18 protein-coding genes are annotated in these 18,002 nt (G+C 67.1%); 8 read left to right on the top strand and 10 right to left on the bottom strand.

The window, feature by feature from the left end:
• Positions 1–105: 105 nt before the first annotated feature.
• The 4 genes from M1L61_RS05040 to M1L61_RS05055 all read right to left on the bottom strand — a co-directional run bounded on the left by M1L61_RS05040 (position 106) and on the right by M1L61_RS05055 (position 4,094).
• Positions 106–489 carry a hypothetical protein gene (locus M1L61_RS05040; RefSeq protein WP_019336915.1) on the bottom strand — a complete coding sequence of 128 codons (384 nt, stop codon included), beginning with the start codon at positions 487–489 and terminating at the stop codon, positions 106–108.
• A 153-nt stretch (positions 490–642) separates the two neighbouring features.
• A complete protein-coding gene (locus tag M1L61_RS05045; protein WP_049434365.1) occupies positions 643–1,281 on the bottom strand; it encodes a hypothetical protein in 639 nt (212 codons plus the stop codon).
• 41 nt (positions 1,282–1,322) lie between these two features.
• Entirely contained in the window at positions 1,323–1,550 is a 228-nt protein-coding gene (locus M1L61_RS05050) for a hypothetical protein (protein ID WP_010483758.1), read from the bottom strand.
• Between the two features lie 207 nt (positions 1,551–1,757).
• A complete protein-coding gene (locus M1L61_RS05055) occupies positions 1,758–4,094 on the bottom strand; it encodes a VapE domain-containing protein (protein ID WP_248854400.1) in 2,337 nt (778 codons plus the stop codon).
• A 488-nt stretch (positions 4,095–4,582) separates the two neighbouring features.
• On the opposite strand from M1L61_RS05055, the gene M1L61_RS05060 reads away from it, so the two are divergent.
• The 5 genes from M1L61_RS05060 to M1L61_RS05080 all read left to right on the top strand — a co-directional run bounded on the left by M1L61_RS05060 (position 4,583) and on the right by M1L61_RS05080 (position 9,465).
• Positions 4,583–4,807: a hypothetical protein gene (locus tag M1L61_RS05060; protein ID WP_010483754.1), complete on the top strand. Its 225-nt coding sequence runs from the start codon at positions 4,583–4,585 to the stop codon at positions 4,805–4,807.
• Positions 4,808–4,818: 11 nt separating this feature from the next.
• Positions 4,819–5,073 (top strand): hypothetical protein, encoded by a 255-nt coding sequence (locus M1L61_RS05065; protein ID WP_005408345.1) that lies wholly within the window; start codon positions 4,819–4,821, stop codon positions 5,071–5,073.
• A 211-nt stretch (positions 5,074–5,284) separates the two neighbouring features.
• Entirely contained in the window at positions 5,285–5,680 is a 396-nt protein-coding gene (locus M1L61_RS05070) for a DUF2946 family protein (RefSeq protein ID WP_019336919.1), read from the top strand.
• 129 nt (positions 5,681–5,809) lie between these two features.
• Positions 5,810–7,948, top strand: a complete 2,139-nt coding sequence (locus M1L61_RS05075) for a TonB-dependent receptor (RefSeq protein WP_248854401.1) — start codon at positions 5,810–5,812, stop codon at positions 7,946–7,948.
• Positions 7,949–7,959: 11 nt separating this feature from the next.
• On the top strand, positions 7,960–9,465 hold the full coding sequence (locus M1L61_RS05080) for a PepSY domain-containing protein (protein ID WP_248854402.1): 1,506 nt from the start codon (positions 7,960–7,962) through the stop codon (positions 9,463–9,465).
• A gap of 9 nt (positions 9,466–9,474) precedes the next feature.
• On the opposite strand, the gene M1L61_RS05085 is transcribed toward M1L61_RS05080, so the two are convergent.
• Both M1L61_RS05085 and M1L61_RS05090 read right to left on the bottom strand, forming a co-directional pair.
• Positions 9,475–10,608 carry an MFS transporter gene (locus M1L61_RS05085; protein ID WP_248854403.1) on the bottom strand — a complete coding sequence of 378 codons (1,134 nt, stop codon included), beginning with the start codon at positions 10,606–10,608 and terminating at the stop codon, positions 9,475–9,477.
• An 11-nt stretch (positions 10,609–10,619) separates the two neighbouring features.
• Positions 10,620–11,396 (bottom strand): DeoR/GlpR family DNA-binding transcription regulator, encoded by a 777-nt coding sequence (locus tag M1L61_RS05090; protein ID WP_010483744.1) that lies wholly within the window; start codon positions 11,394–11,396, stop codon positions 10,620–10,622.
• A gap of 160 nt (positions 11,397–11,556) precedes the next feature.
• On the opposite strand from M1L61_RS05090, the gene smqnr reads away from it, so the two are divergent.
• Positions 11,557–12,204 carry a SmQnr family pentapeptide repeat protein gene (gene smqnr / locus M1L61_RS05095; protein WP_010483741.1) on the top strand — a complete coding sequence of 216 codons (648 nt, stop codon included), beginning with the start codon at positions 11,557–11,559 and terminating at the stop codon, positions 12,202–12,204.
• Between the two features lie 3 nt (positions 12,205–12,207).
• Here the strand turns inward: smqnr and M1L61_RS05100 are convergent, their stop codons facing one another.
• Positions 12,208–12,882 carry a class I SAM-dependent methyltransferase gene (locus M1L61_RS05100; protein WP_019336923.1) on the bottom strand — a complete coding sequence of 225 codons (675 nt, stop codon included), beginning with the start codon at positions 12,880–12,882 and terminating at the stop codon, positions 12,208–12,210.
• A gap of 86 nt (positions 12,883–12,968) precedes the next feature.
• Entirely contained in the window at positions 12,969–13,667 is a 699-nt protein-coding gene (locus M1L61_RS05105) for a glutathione S-transferase family protein (RefSeq protein ID WP_010483737.1), read from the bottom strand.
• A 115-nt stretch (positions 13,668–13,782) separates the two neighbouring features.
• Between M1L61_RS05105 and M1L61_RS05110 the strand changes: the two genes are divergently transcribed.
• Positions 13,783–14,727, top strand: coding sequence for a LysR substrate-binding domain-containing protein (locus tag M1L61_RS05110; RefSeq protein WP_043398268.1), 945 nt, complete (start codon positions 13,783–13,785; stop codon positions 14,725–14,727).
• On the opposite strand, the gene M1L61_RS05115 is transcribed toward M1L61_RS05110, so the two are convergent.
• On the bottom strand, positions 14,666–16,045 hold the full coding sequence (locus tag M1L61_RS05115) for a PLP-dependent aminotransferase family protein (RefSeq protein WP_099560370.1): 1,380 nt from the start codon (positions 16,043–16,045) through the stop codon (positions 14,666–14,668). The genes M1L61_RS05110 and M1L61_RS05115 overlap by 62 nt on opposite strands.
• Positions 16,046–16,178: 133 nt before the next feature.
• On the opposite strand from M1L61_RS05115, the gene M1L61_RS05120 reads away from it, so the two are divergent.
• On the top strand, positions 16,179–17,042 hold the full coding sequence (locus M1L61_RS05120; protein WP_100447882.1) for a DMT family transporter: 864 nt from the start codon (positions 16,179–16,181) through the stop codon (positions 17,040–17,042).
• Here the strand turns inward: M1L61_RS05120 and M1L61_RS05125 are convergent.
• A complete protein-coding gene (locus M1L61_RS05125; protein ID WP_248854404.1) occupies positions 17,032–17,949 on the bottom strand; it encodes a LysR substrate-binding domain-containing protein in 918 nt (305 codons plus the stop codon). The two genes, M1L61_RS05120 and M1L61_RS05125, sit on opposite strands and share 11 nt — an antisense overlap.
• Positions 17,950–18,002 lie beyond the last annotated feature (53 nt).

An 18,002-nucleotide genomic window follows, 5' to 3' on the forward strand; every position in this document is an offset into this window, starting at 1 on the left:
GAGGATGGCGTCCCGTTGGTCGTCCTCCCTCACACCGGTGAGCAGGCCCTGAAACGAAAAAGCCCCGGACGATGCCGGGGCTTCAGGACTGCAGGTGGTGCTGGATCAAAGGTCGAATACCAGGTTGCCGCCGGTCTTGCGCGGAATGTAGCCGGCATCACGCAGCCAGCGCGCTGCATTGACCTGGTCCATGCGCTTGACCGGGAAGCGGTTGGCGAACATCAGGAACCGCGCCACGGTGATCGATTCGCCCTTGCCCTTCAGGGCGGCCAGGGTCTCGGTGAACCACGGCGCGGGAGGTTGCTGGCTGCCAGGACGAGCCGCAGTGCGTTCCTGCCGGGTGGTGCCGGTCTCGGCCCGGGCGTTGGCCAGCGAGCACAGCGAGATGAAGATCGCGTCCAGGCTCACGATGTCCTTGCCACCCTTGGGCTGCGACTTGAACAATTCGATGGCCTTCTGGCGCGTCGACGTGAACTGTTCGACCTCCATGACAATTCCTCTTTGCGAAATGATTGGGGATGCAGGGTGACGACAGGTGCCGTCGGTGATGGGGGACGACCTTACATCATTTTCGCCGATGATGGGCCGGAACCTGCGGTTGGGTCAGGGGAAGCTGCAGGGCAGCGCGGCCCTGCTCCAGGCTCAGATCACGCCGCGCGACAGCAGCTGGTCCAGCGTCCTGCGTACCAGATCGGCCCGGCTGCCGTCGTTGCTTACCTCGATGTCGACCAGCTCATCGGGCAGTGGCTGCTCGCTGGCGTGGGTGTCATGGCCTCCATGGCCCGGGCGGCTGACGCGGATCACGACACCACCGCGGCGACGGATCGCGCAGGCCTCATTACTGAAGCGGACGTCGGGCACCAGTCCTCCCGCAGGCAGGCGCGCGAACAGCGAGCGTACCCACAGCTCGGGATGGACGCGGTCGCGGCCCCATTCGGTACCCGCGGTCTGCATCAGGTGACGAGGAGTAAGTTCGGCCAGCCAGTCGATGGTGTCCTCCTTGCGGCTGTCCAGTTCACGCAGGGAGAGCCCGAGGAGGGAGGCGACGAATTGCCGCAGCGGTGCGGCGAAGCTGTCGCAGGGCAGTGCCAGTGCCGACGCCAGCCCGCTGGCGAGGGTGTCCTTGCCCGCACGCTTGGCGCCGGCGATGCCGATGTAGAGCGGCGGACCCGCCTGTGGGCGTGCGCAAAGCGCCGTGCTGGCCAGGGCAGGCCCGGCACGGAACGCAGCCAGCGTGTCGGCGATCATGCGATGGCCGCTGTCGAGGGACGCGGGAATCATGGGGAATCTACTCCTTGAAGAACGTGGCCGCTGCCGGTGGATCAGGAATCACGTGCGGCGGTGCTGCGGGCGCGCAGGATGCGCTGGGTGATGCGGCCACCGCGCGCTGCCGCCGCGATCGGGTCAAAGCACAACATGGCGGTACGCGTACGACGGCCGGCAGCAAGATGATCGCGGATGGTCCGCTCGGACAGTACCGGTACCCGTTGGTGGATCTGTCGCACGGTGAGCTGCTCACCTTCGAAGGCATGCAGTCGGGGTCGAGGCATGGCGGAAGCGCTCCTGGAAGGTGGCGTGGCCGATACAGTCATCTTGCCTCTGTGGACCTCTCCCGTCAACACCTTTCATCTACTTGCATCCTCGGCGGGCTGGGAGGGGGGATTGGCGATCCATTGCCGTACCGCCAGTGACGCCAATCGCTCGCGCTCCACAGGACCCCGGGCTGCCGACTTCGCGGCCATCATGGGTGCGTGGCATCAGAACGGTCCTGCGATGTGTTCGGACAGGCTGCGGCTGCGCGGTGGCATCAGCCATACCTTTGCCCGTTCCTTGCCCACCACGCGGGTGCGCACGCCATGCCGCTTCACCACGTAGGCGGCGGCCTCGTTGACCTCGCGCCGGTTCGGTCTGTCGATGCCCACCGCGATGACGATCTCGGTGGCACGGTAGTGCGTGCTCCAATGCTCGGCGGGGAGGGACCAGTCGAAGTGGCGATCGATCAGCTCGGCGATAGGCGAGATGGGTTCGTGCTCGCTGTTGGTGGCATTGAGCGCATCCAGCTCTTCGCCGGACAGGTGCCAGGTCTCGCCATTGCGGTACAGCGCGTGGGCTTCGGCCCACACCTGCTGCATGTCGATCCGCGCCGGTTCACCCAACGCCACGGCATGCACGGTCCACCAGCGGCTGTTGCCGGTCGCGTCACGCAGGAAGCGCTCGTCGTTGACACTGGCGAACAGGATGGTGCGCCGCGCATAGCGCGATTCGGTGCGTGCGTAAGGCCGGCGGATTTCATCGTGGCTGCGCGAGATGAATGATTTCAGCGCGGCGATATCAGTGCGGCGGAAGGTGGCGTCGACCTCACCCAGCTCCACGATCCACTTGGAGATGACCTGCTTGATGCTGTCCTTGTTGGTGGGGTCGAGTACCACGCCATCGGCGATCAGCTGCAGTTCGGCCGGTGCCAGCTGCCGTGCCCAGCGCGTCTTGCCCAGATTCTGCCTGGAGACGAAGGTCAGTACACCCCGTGCGACCACGCCATCCGGTTCAAAGGCGGCCGCCACGCCGGAGATCAGCCAGCGCCGCATCAGCACCTCCTTCAGGATGCGGCCATCGGCCATGCGCGTGGGCTGGGCTTCCTGCACGGTGTCGAAGAACGCCTGGAGGCGGGAGTGGCCATCCCAGGGCTGCGAGGTGATCCAGCTGGCAACGGGATTGTAGGGATTGGCTTCGGCCACCTGGCACAGGTTGGTCTCGAAGCTGGCGGTGGCCATGCCGGCACGGTGCATGCAGTCCATCACTTCGCCGGCGGCAACCTCCTTGGCATTGTCGATCGTGGACTGGAGGTCCGGCACCAGGATCTCCAGGTCCTTGCGGATGACGTTGTAACGCACCGTAACGCCGGTGCGGCGGCACAGCTCGGCGAGATTGCGCGCGGTCGGCAACGGGCGGCCGCGTGCGCTGCTGTCGGGGAACGGAGTGAAGGTATCGAAGGCGGAGAGGTTGCCGGGAACCTGGTAGCTCGCGGCGGCCGGGGAGCGTGTGCCGCTCTCGGCGGGGACTTCGCCCGGCGCGCACGGTGGGTCGGCAAGCAGCTGCGCGCGCAGTGCTTCCAGGCCTTCACGCCGATGCAGGTCGTTGAAGTCGGTGGGGCGATCATCGTCGCCGTGCACGATGGCGAATTCCGGCCAGACCACCCGAGCACCGATGTCTACCGCAGCCTGCGTGGCCTGGCTGACACCAGGGTTCTCCAGTGGTTGCCGCGTCCATTGGTCGTTATCCGCGCAGAGCACGAACGAGGCATCGGGTACGGCGTTGCGCCAGGCACGGGCCACGGCCGTCAGGTTGCCCGCATCCCACGCGACCACGACGCACCAGCCGGTGGCCTGATGGATCGATGCCGCGGTGGCATAGCCCTCGGCAATGGCGATGGGATGCCCGGGCAATGGCTTGCCGATGACATGGAAGCAGCCCTGCTTGCGGCCACCGGCCAGGAAGTCCTTGTCGCGCCCCAGTGCCGGGTCGGTACGGGGAAGGATCGCCTGCAGGGAGACGATGCGTCCGGCAGTGTTCACCACCGGCACCAACAGCGCATTCTCGATGTGGCGGAACACCAGCCCGTCGCTGTTGCGTACCGGCCACGCTGCCACGCGCAGGCCATGAGCGTGCACGCCCTTCCGGGCAAGATAGGGGTGGCTGTCGTCGGCGGGCATGGCCCGCTGCCACAGTACGTTGGCGGCCTTGGCTGCGGCATCCTCGCGCTCGCGTTGTTGCCGCTCCCGTTCGGTCCGGGCCGATTCCTGGCGCTGCCGGATCGCGCGCTGCTCGGTGGGACTCAGCGTGGCCGGTGATTGCGCGCACCAGGCGTGACGGGTACCGGTACGCCAGCTGCCGAACTCGCCGGCGGGCACGTTGTCGCCGAACAGGACCGCCCAGCCATTGCGGGTGCCACGACGGTCACCCTCCACGTGGAAGCGCACCAGCGTGCCGTCGGCGTTGAGTGCATCGCGTCCGCGTGCGTCCGGCACGATGCCGTGTGCATGCATGGCCTGCAGGAACGCCGGGACGACGTCCTGCGTTGGGTGCGGTGTGTACATTCGGCGGGACCCCCTTGGAACGTTGTTCGATGCACAGCGACCGTGGATGGCAATGGCGCTGTGCGATGCCTGCGCTGTGCAGGCCATGCGGCGGCGGCCCGACGCGAAGTGGTCAGTAGGTGATGGAAGGTGTTGATGTGGTCATGGTGTCCGATGGATCCGCCATTTGCAACACCTTTGGATACCTGCTGTCCCCGGATCCGCCAAAGGCGCTCCACGCGGTTCAACATGCGACTGCGATCGCAGATCCGCATCATCGCCGTCTTGTGTCGCAATCGGCGAGAACCGGTTTCCGGATGATGGCCGCGCCGTTCGACGCGGCCCTTCACTCTCTCTCGAACGCCCGCCAGGGCGCCCATGCACAAGGAGCCTGCATGACTGAAGCCGACCTCAATGAAATGCCCCGGCCTGACGCCACATGCGCGCCGCAGGGAGCGGCCGCGACGTTCTCAATCAGTGCGACGACCCCTCGATAAAATACAACCCGCATGACGGACACCATCGACGAAGCGCAGGAACTGGACGCGCGCCATCTGCAACGAGCACTGGCCCAGCACGCAACGCGGGCCCGCAGCGTTGCCCCACTCAGGCCCATTGGGGAATGCCACAACCCGGACTGCAGCGAAGACTTTGACAACGATCCGGCCAGGCTGTTCTGTGGGCCTGCCTGCGCCGAGCGTTTCGAAGCCATCCATCAACACCGCAACGCATAGGAACAGGGGACATGTCTCTGAACAGCAACGACGCTGGCTTCACCGAACGCATCGCCGGATTGTCGGCCGAGCTCGCCGTGCTGGTGAGCCTGGTGGAGAACCACATCCATCTGCAGCTGGCCGACCTGGCCGACTCGGGTGATGTGGATGCACAGGAGCGATTTGCGGTGGCCGATCCGGAGCGCTGGTTGGAGAACGCCCGCAACAGCCTGCAGGCGGGCGTCATGTTCCTGGAACGTGCGGTGCAGCAGCCCGCGCGGTTCTAGCAATGCGATGTGGGGACGGAAGGGGCTGTAAGGCCGCCTTCCGTCCCCCTTTGGGGCCGTGGAGAGCGTCTGCGTCCGCGGCTGCGTCATAACGTCGCACCACCTTTCTGGAAACCCTGAACTCGGTCCAAGGTTGGCCATCGCCCCGTAGAATGGTGGCGTGCGTCGTTCTGTCCTCCACCGCCGGTTCCAGGTCCTGGCATGGCTTGCCATGCTGCTGGTGCTGCTCGCCCCGCTGGTGAGCCGCTGGCTGGCGCATGACCACGTTGCGGCCACCGCACCGGTGGCAGCCTTGAATCACGCGATGCACGCAGAGCATGCACAGCACGCGATGGAAGCGCACCATGACCATCACGCGATGGCAATGCAGAACGGGGAATCGACACCGAAGCCGGCTGCCGATCCACACGCCGACCATGAGATGGGTGTGGACTGCGATTACTGCCTGATCGCTGCACGGCTGATCACCCTGCTGGTGGCGGCAGTGTTGCTGTTGGCGCCGATGGCACCGGTGTGCCGCGCGCTGCGCGGTGCGGTGCAGACGTTGCCGCAACGGATCAGCGGCACATTGGGAGCGCGTGGGCCGCCGGCCTTGATGGCCGTCTGAGCCGCACGCGCGTTGCACTGAACGTTCTTCCATGAGGTTGCCGGCCACGGCCGGTGCCCGCACGCGCGTGTTTGCCCCTTTCTGATTGCTACCCTGCCATTGCGGGGTGGCCTTGCATGCCGTGAACAAATGAAAACCAACCCCAACTCCGCGCGCCTGCGCAGGGCGACACTGCCTGCGCTGTGCATGTCCCTGTTGTACGCCGTGCCCGCCCTTGCTGCCGATGCGCCACCTCCGACCACGCTGGATACCGTGCGCGTGGTCGACACCCGCAGCGGTGAACTGTCTTCCACCGCCAGCGCCGGGTCTGCGCTGGGCCTGAGCGTGCTGCAGACACCGGCCAGCCTGACCGTGATCTCGCGCGAACAACTGGAACAGCGGGGCGACACCAACCTCAATGATGCGATCAGCCGGGCAGGCGCGATCAGTGCGATGCCGCACCCGGGCAATGGCCTGAGTGCGCTGTCCAGCCGCGGCTTCACCGATGGCGCCTCGGTGATGCGCCTGTACGACGGGCTTCGCCAGTACGGCGGCGTGGGCATCACCTTCCCGTTCGATACCTGGTCGATCGAACGCATCGAAGTACTGCGCGGCCCGGCGTCGGTCATCCATGGTGATGGCGCCATTGGCGGGGTCATCAACATCGTGCCCAGGAAGCCCTCGCGTAGCGCCATCGAGAACGAGATCAGCGTGACCGTCGGCAGCGAGGATACTGCGCGCCTGGGCTTCGGCAGCGGCGGTGCGTTGACCCCGGACCTGGCCTATCGGCTGGACGTGAGTGGCAACTACAGCGGTGGATGGGTCGATCGCGGGCGCAACAGGGACGCGACCTTCTCCGGTGCCTTGCTGTGGCAGCCGCGCACGGATCTGCAGCTGACGCTCACCCATGCGCAGGGCTACCAGAAACCGATGCGCTACTTCGGCACGCCGCTGGTGGGTGGGCAGCAGCTGGAGGCATTGCGCCATCGCAACTACAACGTGGAAGACAGCGACATCCGTTATCGCGACCGCTGGACCCAACTTGATGCGCTGTGGATGCCGACCTCGAACGTGGAATGGCGCACCCGCGTCTACCAGATCGACAGCCAGCGCGACTGGCGCAATGCCGAGGCCTATGTCTACAACCGCGCCACCGGTTTGATCGATCGCTCCGGCAACACCGAGATCACCCACAACCAGGACCAGACCGGGTTGACCTCGACACTGCGGGTACAAGGAAACATCGCGGGCCTGACCAACCGCTTTGCCGTGGGCCTCGATGCCAATCGTGCGCACTTCAAGCACACCAACAACACCTATGCCGGCAGCTCGGGCCCGGTCAATCCGTTCGATCCGGTGCCAGGCCGGTTCGCCAGCGACGCGCCCAACCTGCCGCGCTATCGCAACCGCGCCGGGCAGTACGCGCTGTTCGTGGAGGACCGGCTGGCGTTGAGCGAACGCTGGTCGGTACTGGGTGGGCTGCGCCACGACCGCGCGCGCATCGATCGCACCGATCTGATCAGTGGCCAGAACGCGTTCTCGAAGACCTACAGCAGCACCGGCTGGCGTGCAGGTACCGTATTCGCGCTGCAGCCGACGCTGAGCCTCTACGCGCAGTACTCACAGGCGGCGGACCCGGTCAGTGGACTGCTGATGATCAGCCCAGCCAACGGTGCCTTCGATCTGGCCAAGGGCCGGCAGATCGAGGTGGGCCTGAAGCAGGCCTTCGATGGCGGCGAGTGGACGCTGGCGGCGTATCGCATCCGCAAGACCGGTCTGCTCAGCCGTGATCCGCTGGTGCCGGATCGCCGGGTGCAGGTGGGTGCGCAGACCTCGCGCGGTATTGAAGCGTCCTTGAACTGGAACTTCGCGCCGCACTGGTCGCTCGATGCCAACGCGACGGTGCTGAAGGCCGAGTTTGAGGACTTCCTGGAAACCACGGGTTCGCCGGCGGTGCTGGTGTCGCGTGATGGCAACGTACCGCCGAACGTGGCCGAGCGCTTGGCCAACGCATGGTTGAGCTGGCAGTTCCTGCCGGACTGGAGCGCAGCGGCGGGTGTTCGCTATGTCGGCAAGCGCTACGCCGACAATGCCAACGCGTTGGAACTTCCCGGCTACAGCACCACCGACCTGGCGCTGACCTGGCAGGCGGCACCGCGCACGCGGCTGTCCGCGCGGTTGTTCAACGTGTTCGACAAGGCGTACTACGCCACCGCGTACTACACCAGCACGCAATGGCTGCTGGGTGCGGACCGGCGCGTCGAATTCACCGTCGACCATCGCTTCTGAGGACGCTGGCGATGACGTTGCGATCCACCGCCAAGCGCTGGACCTACCTGGTGCACCGCTGGCTGGGCATCGGTGGGTGCCTGCTGATGCTGCTGTGGTTCGTGAGTGGCACGGTGATGCTGTTCATCGGCTACCCGAAGCTGACGCCGGGTGAGCGGCTGGCGGCGTTGCCGCTGCTGGGGGATGCCCGCGGCTGGCAGGGGCTGTCGGTACTGCCAGCTGCCGTGCAGGCAGAGCCGGAGGCCGTGGCACTGACGACGCTGCGCGGCGAGCCAGCGTATGTGGTGCGAAGCGGCGGCAACCTGGGCGCCTGGTCTGCGCGCACCGGCCAGGTTCTGCTTCCGGTGTCGGCACAGCGCGCCGAAGCGTCCGCTGCACAGTTTGCTGGCGGCCAGGCGTTCGTGGGCGCGATGCGCGTGGACGAGGATCGCTGGACGCACTCGCGCGCGCTGGACGCGCACCGGCCGCTGTACCGGGTGGAGGTAGGGGGCGCGCAGCCGGGTGACCTTTATGTGTCCTCGCACACCGGCGAAGTGGTGCTGGACGCCCCGCATGTGCAGCAGCGCTGGAACTATGTGGGCGCCTGGCTGCACTGGCTGTACTTCCTGCGCATGCAGTCGGTCGACCCGGTGTGGACGTGGGTGGTGATCGTGCTGTCCGCACTGTGCACGGTGGCGGCGATCAGCGGCATCGTGGTGGGCGTATGGCGCTGGCGTTTCCGTGGGCACTATCGTTCCGGTGCGAAGACGCCGTACGTGGAGTCGTGGATGCGCTGGCACCATCTGATCGGATTGTGTGCTGCGGCCTTCGTGTTCACCTGGATCTTCAGCGGCCTGATGTCGATGAATCCATTGGGCGTCTTCAGCAGCACGCGGGAGGCGATCGATGTTGAGCACTACCGTGGCGGCGCGGTGGCGGTGGACGGTGCGCTGGGTGATCCTGACACGCTTCTGGCAGTGGCCGAAGCCGCGCGCTTCCAGCCGGTGGAGATTCAGTGGCGACGGATCAGTGGTGAACTGTTTGCGGTACTGCTGGACGGCCGGGGTGAAACTCGCATCGTGTCCGGCGGCAGTGGGCACCTGCAGGTCGCACGGTGGCTGCCGGCCCCGTGGCTGCAGCAGAAGGTGCGCGCGCTCTCCGATGCACCGATGCAGAGGTTCGTGGTGCAGCATGCAGCGGATGCGTACTTCTATCCGCGTGCGCCCGAGGCCATGAACGGCGCAGCGGTACGCCGCTTCCCGGTGGCGGTGGTGGATTTCGGCGATGCCGAGGCGACGCGCGTCTACCTCGACCTGGCCACCGGCGATCCATTGCTGACGATGGGGTATCGCGAGCGGGTGGGGCGCTGGCTGTTCTACTTCCTGCACAGCTGGGACCTGCCTGCGATGCTGCGCTTCGACACCGCCCGGTTGGCTGTTCTGCTGCTGTTGAGCATTGCGGGCACTGCGTTGTGTGCAACGGCCACGGTGATCGGCTACCGCCGGTTGCGGATGAAGCTGCGGCGCAGGCGGCGCTGATGCACTGGGCTACACCCGCAGCCAGCGCGTGGACACTGCAACCAGCAACAAGGCCGTGGCCACGCCGATGAACGCGGCGATCAGGCCGAAATGGTTGGCGGCGAAGCCGATCAGCGCCGGTCCGGCAAGGATGCCGGCGAAGCCCAGCGTGGAAACGGCGGTGATCGCCAGCGCACCCGGCATGCGGGTCTGGTGGCCGGCCAGCGAGAACAGCGCCGGTGCGATGTTGGCGCAGCCAAGGCCGACCAGCACATAGCCCGCCAGCGACGCCTGCCATGGCGTGACCAGGGTCAGCACCAGCACGCCAGCGGCAGCAAGCAGAGCGCCGAGAACGATCGCGCGCTGGCGGCCCACGCGCGCCACCAGTGCATCGCCGAACAGGCGGGCGATGGTCATGGTCAGGGTGAAGGTCACATAGCCGATACCGGCGAGGCTGGCATCGACGCGACGCACATCGCTGAGGAACACCGCGCTCCAATCCAGCATCGCACCTTCGCCGAGGAACGCAACGAACGCCAGTACGCCGATGAACAGCACGATGCCGTGTGGCAGGGCCAGCATCGGTGTGTCGTGCGGCATCCGTTCGCTGTGCCAGTACGCCGCTGACAGCAGCAACGCCAGCAGCATGGCGCCGACGCCGATCAGCACCGACTCTATCGGCGGCAATTGCGCGGACAGCAGCACGGTCATGGTGGCCGCGCCGAGGAAGCCGCCGATGCTGAAGAAGGCATGGAAGCCGGACATCATCACGCGCCGTGCTTCGCGCTCGACGATGACGGCCTGTACGTTCATCGTGCAGTCCATCGCGCCCACGGCGGCACCGAACACGAACAGCACCAGTCCCAGCGTCCAGGCCGAACCGGCCAGTGCCAGGCCGGGCACCGTCAGGCAGATCAGCAGGCTGCTGGCCACCATCACCCGGCGGCAGCCGAGGCGCGCGGCCAGCACGCCGGACAAGGGCATCGCCAGCAGCGAACCGGCACCAAGGCAGAGCAGTACCAGGCCCAGCGTCGCGTCATTGATCCCGGTACGTGCCTTGGCGAAGGGCACCAGCGTGGCCCACAGCGCGGTGGCGAAGCCGGGAATGAAGAATGCAGCGCGGGTCGCGTGCTGTTCGGCACGCGCGCGGTTGGCGAGGGACATGAGCGGTACGGTCAGGGAGGAGTGGGGTGCACCGCAATACCGGCGGCGCGGAAGCGAGCTGCCAGTGCGGGCGGTGCGGTGGTGGTCAGCACCAGATCGTCGATCTCGTCGAGGCTGGCGATCTGCCAGTGGCCGCGGGCGCCGAGCTTTTCCGTGGTGGCGGCGACGATGATGCGACTGCTGCAGGCCACCATCGCGCGCTTGAGCGTGGCTTCCTCGGCATCCATCGCCCACACGCCGGTGTCGCCGTCCACCGCGCAGGGGCCGGGCAGGTACACGTCGGCACGCAGGCGTTGCACCTGGGCCAACGCTTCGGCACCGACCGCACCGCCGCCGCTGGCCAAGCGGCCGCCGATCAGCTGCACCAGGGTGCCTTCAAGCATGCTGGCGGCGGTGGCGATCTGCGGGGCATTGGTGATCACCGTCAGCCCGAGAGCGGTCGGCAGCTGCTGGGCGATCGCCAGGTTGGTCGAACCGGCATCAAGCAGTACGACCTGGCCGGGTTGCAGCAGCGCGCAGACGCGGGCGGCCAGCTCGGCCTTGTCGCTGCGGTCGCGGGTGAGCCGCTCGCGCAGCGGGCGTTCCTTCGGCGGTGGCAGCACGGCGCCGCCGTAGACACGCTGGCACAGGCCCTGTGCGGCCAGCTCGCGCAGGTCTCGGCGGATCGAGTCTTCGGAGACGGCATAGCGGCGCGCCAGTTCGGCGGCGACCACGCGGCCCTGCTGGCGCAGTTCCTCAAGGATCTGCCGGGTGCGCTGGGCGGGGAGGGGGCTGGGATCTGAGCTCATGCTGCAAGTCTGCACATTCGTGCATTAACGTGCAACAACGTGCAATTGGTGGAAGTGGACACAGGGTGGCTGAACTGCCGGTGAACCCGCCGGCGCCCGGGGTCTATGGATCGCCCTCGCGGCCCGGCATCATGGCGGGGCACTTGGCATGGAATCCCTGATGTCCCCCACCGTTCACCGCGAGCTGCGCATCGGCGCAGACCAGTACACCGGCCAGAAGGTGGTCGACCAGCAGTTCCACAAGTGCGATTTCTCCGGCGCGGACCTGACCGGCACCGAGTTCATCAACTGCAGTTTCTACGATGCCGACAGCCGTGCCGGCTGTCGCTTCAACGGCGCCACGCTGAAGGAAGCCAGCTTCCGCAGCTGCGACATCAGCATGTGCCACTTCAACTTCATCAAGGCACTGGGCCTGGAGATCAGCGAGTGCCGCGCGCAGGGCGCGGATTTCAGCAACGCCAGCTTCATGAACCAGATCACCACGCGGAGCTGGTTCTGCAGTGCCTTCATCAAGAAGTCGAACCTGCGCTACGCGAACTTCTCGCGGGTGACGCTGGAGAAGTGCGAGCTTTGGGAAAACCGTTGGGACGGTGCGAACGTGAGTGGCGCCAGCTTCGCCGGCTCGGACCTGTCCGGCGGCCAGTTCGAGGGCATCGACTGGAACAGCGCCAACTTCACCGACTGCGATCTGACCAACTCCGAGCTGGGCGAGCTGGACCTGCGCAGGACCAACCTGCGCGGCGCCACGCTGGACGTGCAGCAGGTGGCGCTGTTGATGCAGCGCATCGGCATCACCGTGGTGCCGTAGGCATCACCTGGCGTACGCCACCCAGCCCTTGAAGCTGAAGCCGGCATAGAACAGCTCCACGTCGTCGAAGCCGGCCTCCTGCAGCAGGGCGACCTCCTGCTCGGGCGCCAGCAGCGGCAGCCGCTCGGCAATGGCCTCGATCGCGCGCTGCGCATCGGCGCGGGCAACCCCCGAGGCTTCGGCGAACGCCGCGTAGCGCTGCAACCAGCGCAGCTTGCCGGCCGGATCCTGCGGCACGCTGTGGTGCGCCACCACCAGCGGCGCGCCGGGCTGCAGGCGCCGGTGCAGCTCGCGCAACGTGTGCAGGCGCTGCGCGGCGTCGAGGAAGTGCAGGGTCAACAGGCAGCTGGCACCGTCGAAGCGCAGATCGGGCGCATCGTCGATGTAGCCTTCCAGCAGCTGCACGCGCGACTTCAGCGGACCCAGTGTCTGTTCGGCCAGGGCCAGCATCGGTGCGGCCGGATCCACGCCGAGCAACTGCCAGCCCGGCTGTGCCTCGGCGAAGGCCTTCAGCTCAAGCCCGCCACCGGCACCGAGTACCAGCACGCGGCCCTGTGCGGGAACGCGTTCGGCCAGCAGCAGGCGGCTCATCTGCTGCAACGCGAGGAAACCGGGCACCTGGCGCAGCGGTGCTTCGGCATAGCGGGCCACCGCCTGCGGGTCGGAGAACGTGGACATGTGCGGATTCCTTCGACGGGGACAGACCACTGTAGCGCGGCGCGCAAGAGGCATTGCGCGCCGCTGCCGCAGAGACAGCACAGGGCTCAGGCCGCTGCGGCCTCAAGCACGTCTTCCAGCCTCACCTCGCCGAGGAAGCCACCACTGCTGGTTGCCGGCTGCTGCGCTTCGATGGCGTGGGCGAACTGCACGCCCGCGTCGTCCTGCAGGCGTTCGAACAGCTGCTGCACCCTGGGGAACTCGCGGCGGTCGACCACCTGGTGATAGTCGTTCCAGCGCGCGATGCCGGCGAAGTAGGCATCGGCGAAGCTGCGCTGTTCGCCCAGCAGCCACGGGCCCGTACCGATCATCTGCTCCAGCGCCTGGTGGGCGTGGCGCACCTTGGTCGTGCCATAGGCACCCAGCACCTCGGCTTCATCACCTTCCGCATGCTCCAGTGCGTGCCAGAGCGGCGCGTAGGCACCGAAGAAGCTGGTGTTGAGATAGGCCAGCCGGTGGTTGAGGCGATCGAAGCCAGCCGTGCCCTGTGCGAAGCCCAGCCCCTGCGCGATGCCCTTCGCGGCCAGGTGGTTGAGGATGGCCAGGCTCTCGCTGAGCAGCTCGCCCTGCGGGGTTCGCAGGGTCGGGGTTTCGCCCAGTGGATTGAGGCGGCGGTAGTCTTCGCCCTGCACCTGGCCGGGCATGTCGATGCGGCACAGCTGGTAAGGCTGGCGCAGCCACTCCAGTGCAACGATGGAGCCGAACGAGCAGCCCGAGGGCACGCCGTAGAAGAGGATCGGGGTCATGGCAGATTTCCGGTTCGAGCCGCGATGCGGCGGGTGAGGAAAGCGTGCCAGCATGGACATTGCCGCTGAAGCCGTCCGAATGGCATCCTGAAGTCCACACGTGTGGACGTTGCGCATGCTCAACCTCAATGATCTGGCCCTGTTCGTGACCGCAGTGGAGCAGGGTGGTTTCGCCGCAGGTGGGCGCCATCTGGGCCTGCCGCGCTCGACCCTTAGCAAGCGCGTGGCGCTGCTGGAAGAACACCTCGAAGTGCGGCTGCTGCAACGCAGTTCGCGCCGCTTCGCGCTGACCGAGGTCGGCCAAGAGTTCTTCGAACGCGCACGCGCGGCGTTGTCGGAGGTAGAGGCTGCGGAGGCCATTGTCCGCGACCGCCAGGCCGAACCCAGCGGCACCGTGCGCATCAGCGCTTCGATTCCGGTGGTGCAGGGCGAGCTCGCCGCGTGCCTGCCCGCGTTGGCCCGCCGCTATCCGCGGCTGCGCATCGAAGTTGAAGTGAGTGATCGTTTCATCGATCTGGCGCAGGAGGGCATCGACATCGCCCTGCGCAGCCACTTCGGTCCGCTGCCGGATTCCGGGTTGGTGCAGCGAATGCTCGGTAGCGAACGCATCGTGCTGGTGGCGTCCCCTGGTTATCTGGCAGCCGCGCCGGCAGTGGACACGCCCGAGCAGCTACGCGCGCATGCCGGCCTGCTGACCGCGCGCCATGCAACGCGCTGGACGCTGCACAGCGCCGACGCCGGCACCGTGCAGGTGGAGCCGCAGGTGGCGCTGGTCGGCAATGAATCGCAGCTGCTGATCGCGGCGGCAGAAGCGGGTCTTGGCATCACCGTGCTGCCCTGCAGCCTGTGTGCGGCGGCCATCGCTGCTGGCCGCCTGCAGCAGGTCCTGCCGGCGTGGCATGCCGGCGAAGTCACCACCAGCGTGCTGCTGCCGCATCGTCGCGGCCAGCTGCCGGGCGTGCGCGTGGTGGTGGATGCGCTGGTCGCGCATTACCAGCTCAACGCAGCGCGCGTGCCAGTACCTGCCAGATCCTCGGGTCCTGGCACTGCGAGACGTTGAAACGCACATAGTCGGCCGCGCGCTGCGATTGGCTGAACGCGTTGCCCGGGGCCAGCACGATGCCTTCGCGCAGGCACTGCCGTGCCAGCGCAGCAGCATCGCGGCCATCGGGAAGCTGGCACCAGAGGAACAGGCCGGCTTCCGGTTGCAGCCACGGCGTGATGCCCAGCGTGTGCAGTTTCCGCAGTGTGTGCCGGCGCGCATCGGCCAGGCGCGAGCGCACCGATTGCATGTGGCGGCGATAGCCACTGTCGGTCAGCGCGATGTGCATCAACTGCATCGCCAGATGGCCGCCGCCGAAGCTGGTGGCCAGCTTCAGGTCGGTCAGCGCTTCGATCCAGTCGTGGCGTGCAGCGATGTAGCCACAGCGCGAAGCGGCCGACAGGGTCTTGGAGAAGCTGCCGACGTGGATCACACGCGACAGCCCATCCAGCGCAGCAAGGCGCGGTGCCGGCTGCAGTTCGAAGTCGGCGAAGATGTCGTCCTCGACGATGATCAGTTCGCTGCGTTCGGCCAGCCCCAGCAGCCGATGCGCGGTGCTGGCCGAGAGCACCGCGCCGGTCGGGTTGTGCAGGCCCGAGTTGGTGATGTACAGCCGTGGCGAATGCGCCTGAAGTGCCTGCGCGAACGCCTCCAGGTCCGGGCCGCTGTGCGTGTACGGCACGCCGATGGCCTGCACCTGGTGCGCCTTCAGCAGCGCGTGGTAGTTGAAGTAGCTCGGATCATCCACCAGCACGCAGTCGCCGGGCTTGAGCAGGAAACGGCAGAGCAGATCGACCGCGTGCGTACCGGATTCGGTCAGCAGGATCTGCTCAATCGGTGCATCAATGCCCAGCGCCGCGCTGCGCCGTTGCAGCAGCTGGCGCAATGCGGGCAGCCCGAGCGGGCCGGCGTAGTCGACCAGCTGCATGGCATCGGCACGCGCCAGCCGACGCAGGCCGCGGCGCACGCCGTCGTGATACAGCCAATCACTGGGCATCCAGCCGCAGCCCGGCTTGAGGTGGCCCGCCGGCGTTTCCAGCGATTGCCGCGACACCCACAGCGGGTCCACCGCGCGGTCCAGGCGTGGTTCCATTTCGGCCAGGGCGAGCGGTGCGGCCGGTCCACTGACATAGAAGCCGGAACCGGCACGCGCGCTGATCAGCCCTTCGGCGGCGAGGCGCTCGTAGGCCTCGACCACGGTGGAGACCGACACGCCCATCGCCGCCGCCTGCGCGCGTACCGAGGGCAGCCGCGAACCGGCGCCATCCACCCGCGTGCCGATGCGGGTGCGGACGGCCTGGATGACCGATTCGATGCGGGTAAGCGGGCGCGTCATGGCGAAAGCGTGCTGTAAGTGTGGGCAGTACAGTTATTTGAAACTGTACTGGATTGTAGCTGGGGGGCGCGGGCCGCAGGTGCTTCCATGGAGATCCCGCCGGGCACCGCCCGGCACCCCCGGGAGTACAGACGTGGAACGGTCGGCGAGTGGTTGGATCAATGGCTTCATCGGTGTGGTGATCTTTGCCGGCTCGTTGCCAGCCACCCGCCTGGCCGTGCTGCAGCTGGACGCCGGGTTCGTTACCGCCGCGCGCGCCACCATCGCCGCCATACTCGGCCTGGGCCTGTTGCTGCTGTTGCGCCAACCCTTTCCGCGACGCAGCGACCTGCCCGGGCTGGCGGTGGTCAGCCTTGGCGTGGTGGTCGGCTTCCCGCTGCTGACCGCGCTTGCCCTGCGCCACGCCTCATCAGCGCACACCATCGTGTTCCTCGGCCTGTTGCCGCTGAGCACTGCGGTGTTCGGCGTACTGCGCGGTGGCGATCGGCCGCGCCCGGCGTTCTGGCTGTTCTCGCTGCTGGGCAGCGCCTGCGTGGTCGGCTATGCCGCGCGCAACGGCATCGAGGCCTCGTTGCAGGCCGACCTGCTGATGCTGGCGGCGATCGTGGTGTGTGGACTGGGCTACGCGGAAGGCGGTCGGCTTGCCCGTCATCTCGGCGGCTGGCAGGTGATCAGCTGGGCGCTGCTGCTGGCACTACCGGTGATGCTGCCGCTGACGGTGCTGATGCGCCCGCCCTCGTTCGTCGAAGTGGGGGCATCCGCGTGGTGGGCGCTGGGCTACGTGGCGGTGTTCAGCATGCTGCTGGGGTTCCTGTTCTGGTATCGCGGGCTGGCCCAGGGTGGAATCGCCGCGGTCGGCCAGCTACAGCTGCTGCAACCGTTCTTCGGCCTGGCGCTGGCTGCGCTGTTGCTGCATGAAGCGGTCAGCCTCAGCATGGTGCTGGTGACCGTGGTCGCGGTGATCTGCGTCGCCGGCGCTCGCCGTTTCAGCCGCTGAACACAAACGGGGACGGAGCGTCGCGGAAAAGGTGTGCGACAGCATAATCGATGAACACCCGCAGCCGTGCGCTGGGGTGGCGCCCACCGGGCCATAGCAGCGAGAACTGCCCCTTGTGCGTGGGCAGCGCTGGCAGCACCTGTTGCAGGCGGCCGTCGGCCAGTGCGTCGGCCGCCAGGAAGTCGGGCATCCAGGCCAGGCCCATGCAGCCGATGGCGGCGGCCAGCACGGCTTCCATGTTGTTGCAGGTCATCGCCGTCGGAAGGCGCGCGCCTGCATCGCCTTCCACCCCCGGCAACTGCCAGGGGTGCAGCTTCCCGGTAGTCGGGTAGCGGAAGCGCAGAGCCGCATGCATGCGCAGATCGCCCACATCGCTGGGAATGCCGTGCGCCTGCAGATAGCCAGGCGCCGCGCAGAGCATGAAACGAAAGCCACCCAGGCGCCGTGCGGTCAGGCTGGAATCGGCCAGTTCGCCGCTGCGTATCACCGCGTCGAGGCCTTCGCTGACCACATCGACGATGCGGTCGTTGAAGTCCAGTTCCAGCTGCACCTGTGGGTAGCGCTGCTGGAAGCCGGGCAGCACCGGCAGCAGGAAGCGGTAGCCGATGGTGGGCAGACCGATGCGCAGCAGCCCGCTGGGGGCGTGCTGTCGCTGCGCGAGGTCTGCCTGCGCTTCGGAAAGTTCATCCAACGCACGCCGGCAGCGTTGCAGCAGCAGTTCGCCTTCGTCGGTGAGGTGCACGCGGCGGGTGGTGCGATGGAACAGGCGGGTGCCGAGTTCCTGCTCAAGGCGGGCGATACGCTTGCCGACCGCCGAGGCGGACAGGCCGAGCACGCGGGCAGCGCCGACGATGCTGCCTGCTTCGGTGGTACGGACGAAGGCAAGCAGGGCGGAGATGGAGTCCATGCGGGCATGATTGCGGAACATCTGACCGTAATCAACGTCCATCCAGCCTGTTT

It is taken from the genome of Stenotrophomonas sp. NY11291 (assembly GCF_023277365.1).
Lineage (GTDB): Bacteria > Pseudomonadota > Gammaproteobacteria > Xanthomonadales > Xanthomonadaceae > Stenotrophomonas > Stenotrophomonas geniculata.

What these genes read in the sequence shown, in the direction of transcription:
- M1L61_RS05085 (WP_248854403.1), bottom strand. Translation starts at nt 10,608, where the DNA reads ATGTCCCTCGCCAACCGCGCGCGTGCCGAACAGCACGCGACCCGCGCT.
- M1L61_RS05090 (WP_010483744.1), bottom strand. Translation starts at nt 11,396, where the DNA reads ATGAGCTCAGATCCCAGCCCCCTCCCCGCCCAGCGCACCCGGCAGATC.
- M1L61_RS05125 (WP_248854404.1), bottom strand. Translation starts at nt 17,949, where the DNA reads ATGGACTCCATCTCCGCCCTGCTTGCCTTCGTCCGTACCACCGAAGCA.
- M1L61_RS05065 (WP_005408345.1), top strand. Translation starts at nt 4,819, where the DNA reads ATGTCTCTGAACAGCAACGACGCTGGCTTCACCGAACGCATCGCCGGA.
- M1L61_RS05040 (WP_019336915.1), bottom strand. Translation starts at nt 489, where the DNA reads ATGGAGGTCGAACAGTTCACGTCGACGCGCCAGAAGGCCATCGAATTG.
- smqnr (WP_010483741.1), top strand. Translation starts at nt 11,557, where the DNA reads ATGTCCCCCACCGTTCACCGCGAGCTGCGCATCGGCGCAGACCAGTAC.
- M1L61_RS05110 (WP_043398268.1), top strand. Translation starts at nt 13,783, where the DNA reads ATGCTCAACCTCAATGATCTGGCCCTGTTCGTGACCGCAGTGGAGCAG.
- M1L61_RS05115 (WP_099560370.1), bottom strand. Translation starts at nt 16,045, where the DNA reads ATGACGCGCCCGCTTACCCGCATCGAATCGGTCATCCAGGCCGTCCGC.
- M1L61_RS05050 (WP_010483758.1), bottom strand. Translation starts at nt 1,550, where the DNA reads ATGCCTCGACCCCGACTGCATGCCTTCGAAGGTGAGCAGCTCACCGTG.
- M1L61_RS05055 (WP_248854400.1), bottom strand. Translation starts at nt 4,094, where the DNA reads ATGTACACACCGCACCCAACGCAGGACGTCGTCCCGGCGTTCCTGCAG.
- M1L61_RS05060 (WP_010483754.1), top strand. Translation starts at nt 4,583, where the DNA reads ATGACGGACACCATCGACGAAGCGCAGGAACTGGACGCGCGCCATCTG.
- M1L61_RS05045 (WP_049434365.1), bottom strand. Translation starts at nt 1,281, where the DNA reads ATGATTCCCGCGTCCCTCGACAGCGGCCATCGCATGATCGCCGACACG.
- M1L61_RS05070 (WP_019336919.1), top strand. Translation starts at nt 5,285, where the DNA reads ATGCTGCTGGTGCTGCTCGCCCCGCTGGTGAGCCGCTGGCTGGCGCAT.
- M1L61_RS05100 (WP_019336923.1), bottom strand. Translation starts at nt 12,882, where the DNA reads ATGTCCACGTTCTCCGACCCGCAGGCGGTGGCCCGCTATGCCGAAGCA.
- M1L61_RS05080 (WP_248854402.1), top strand. Translation starts at nt 7,960, where the DNA reads ATGACGTTGCGATCCACCGCCAAGCGCTGGACCTACCTGGTGCACCGC.
- M1L61_RS05075 (WP_248854401.1), top strand. Translation starts at nt 5,810, where the DNA reads ATGAAAACCAACCCCAACTCCGCGCGCCTGCGCAGGGCGACACTGCCT.
- M1L61_RS05105 (WP_010483737.1), bottom strand. Translation starts at nt 13,667, where the DNA reads ATGACCCCGATCCTCTTCTACGGCGTGCCCTCGGGCTGCTCGTTCGGC.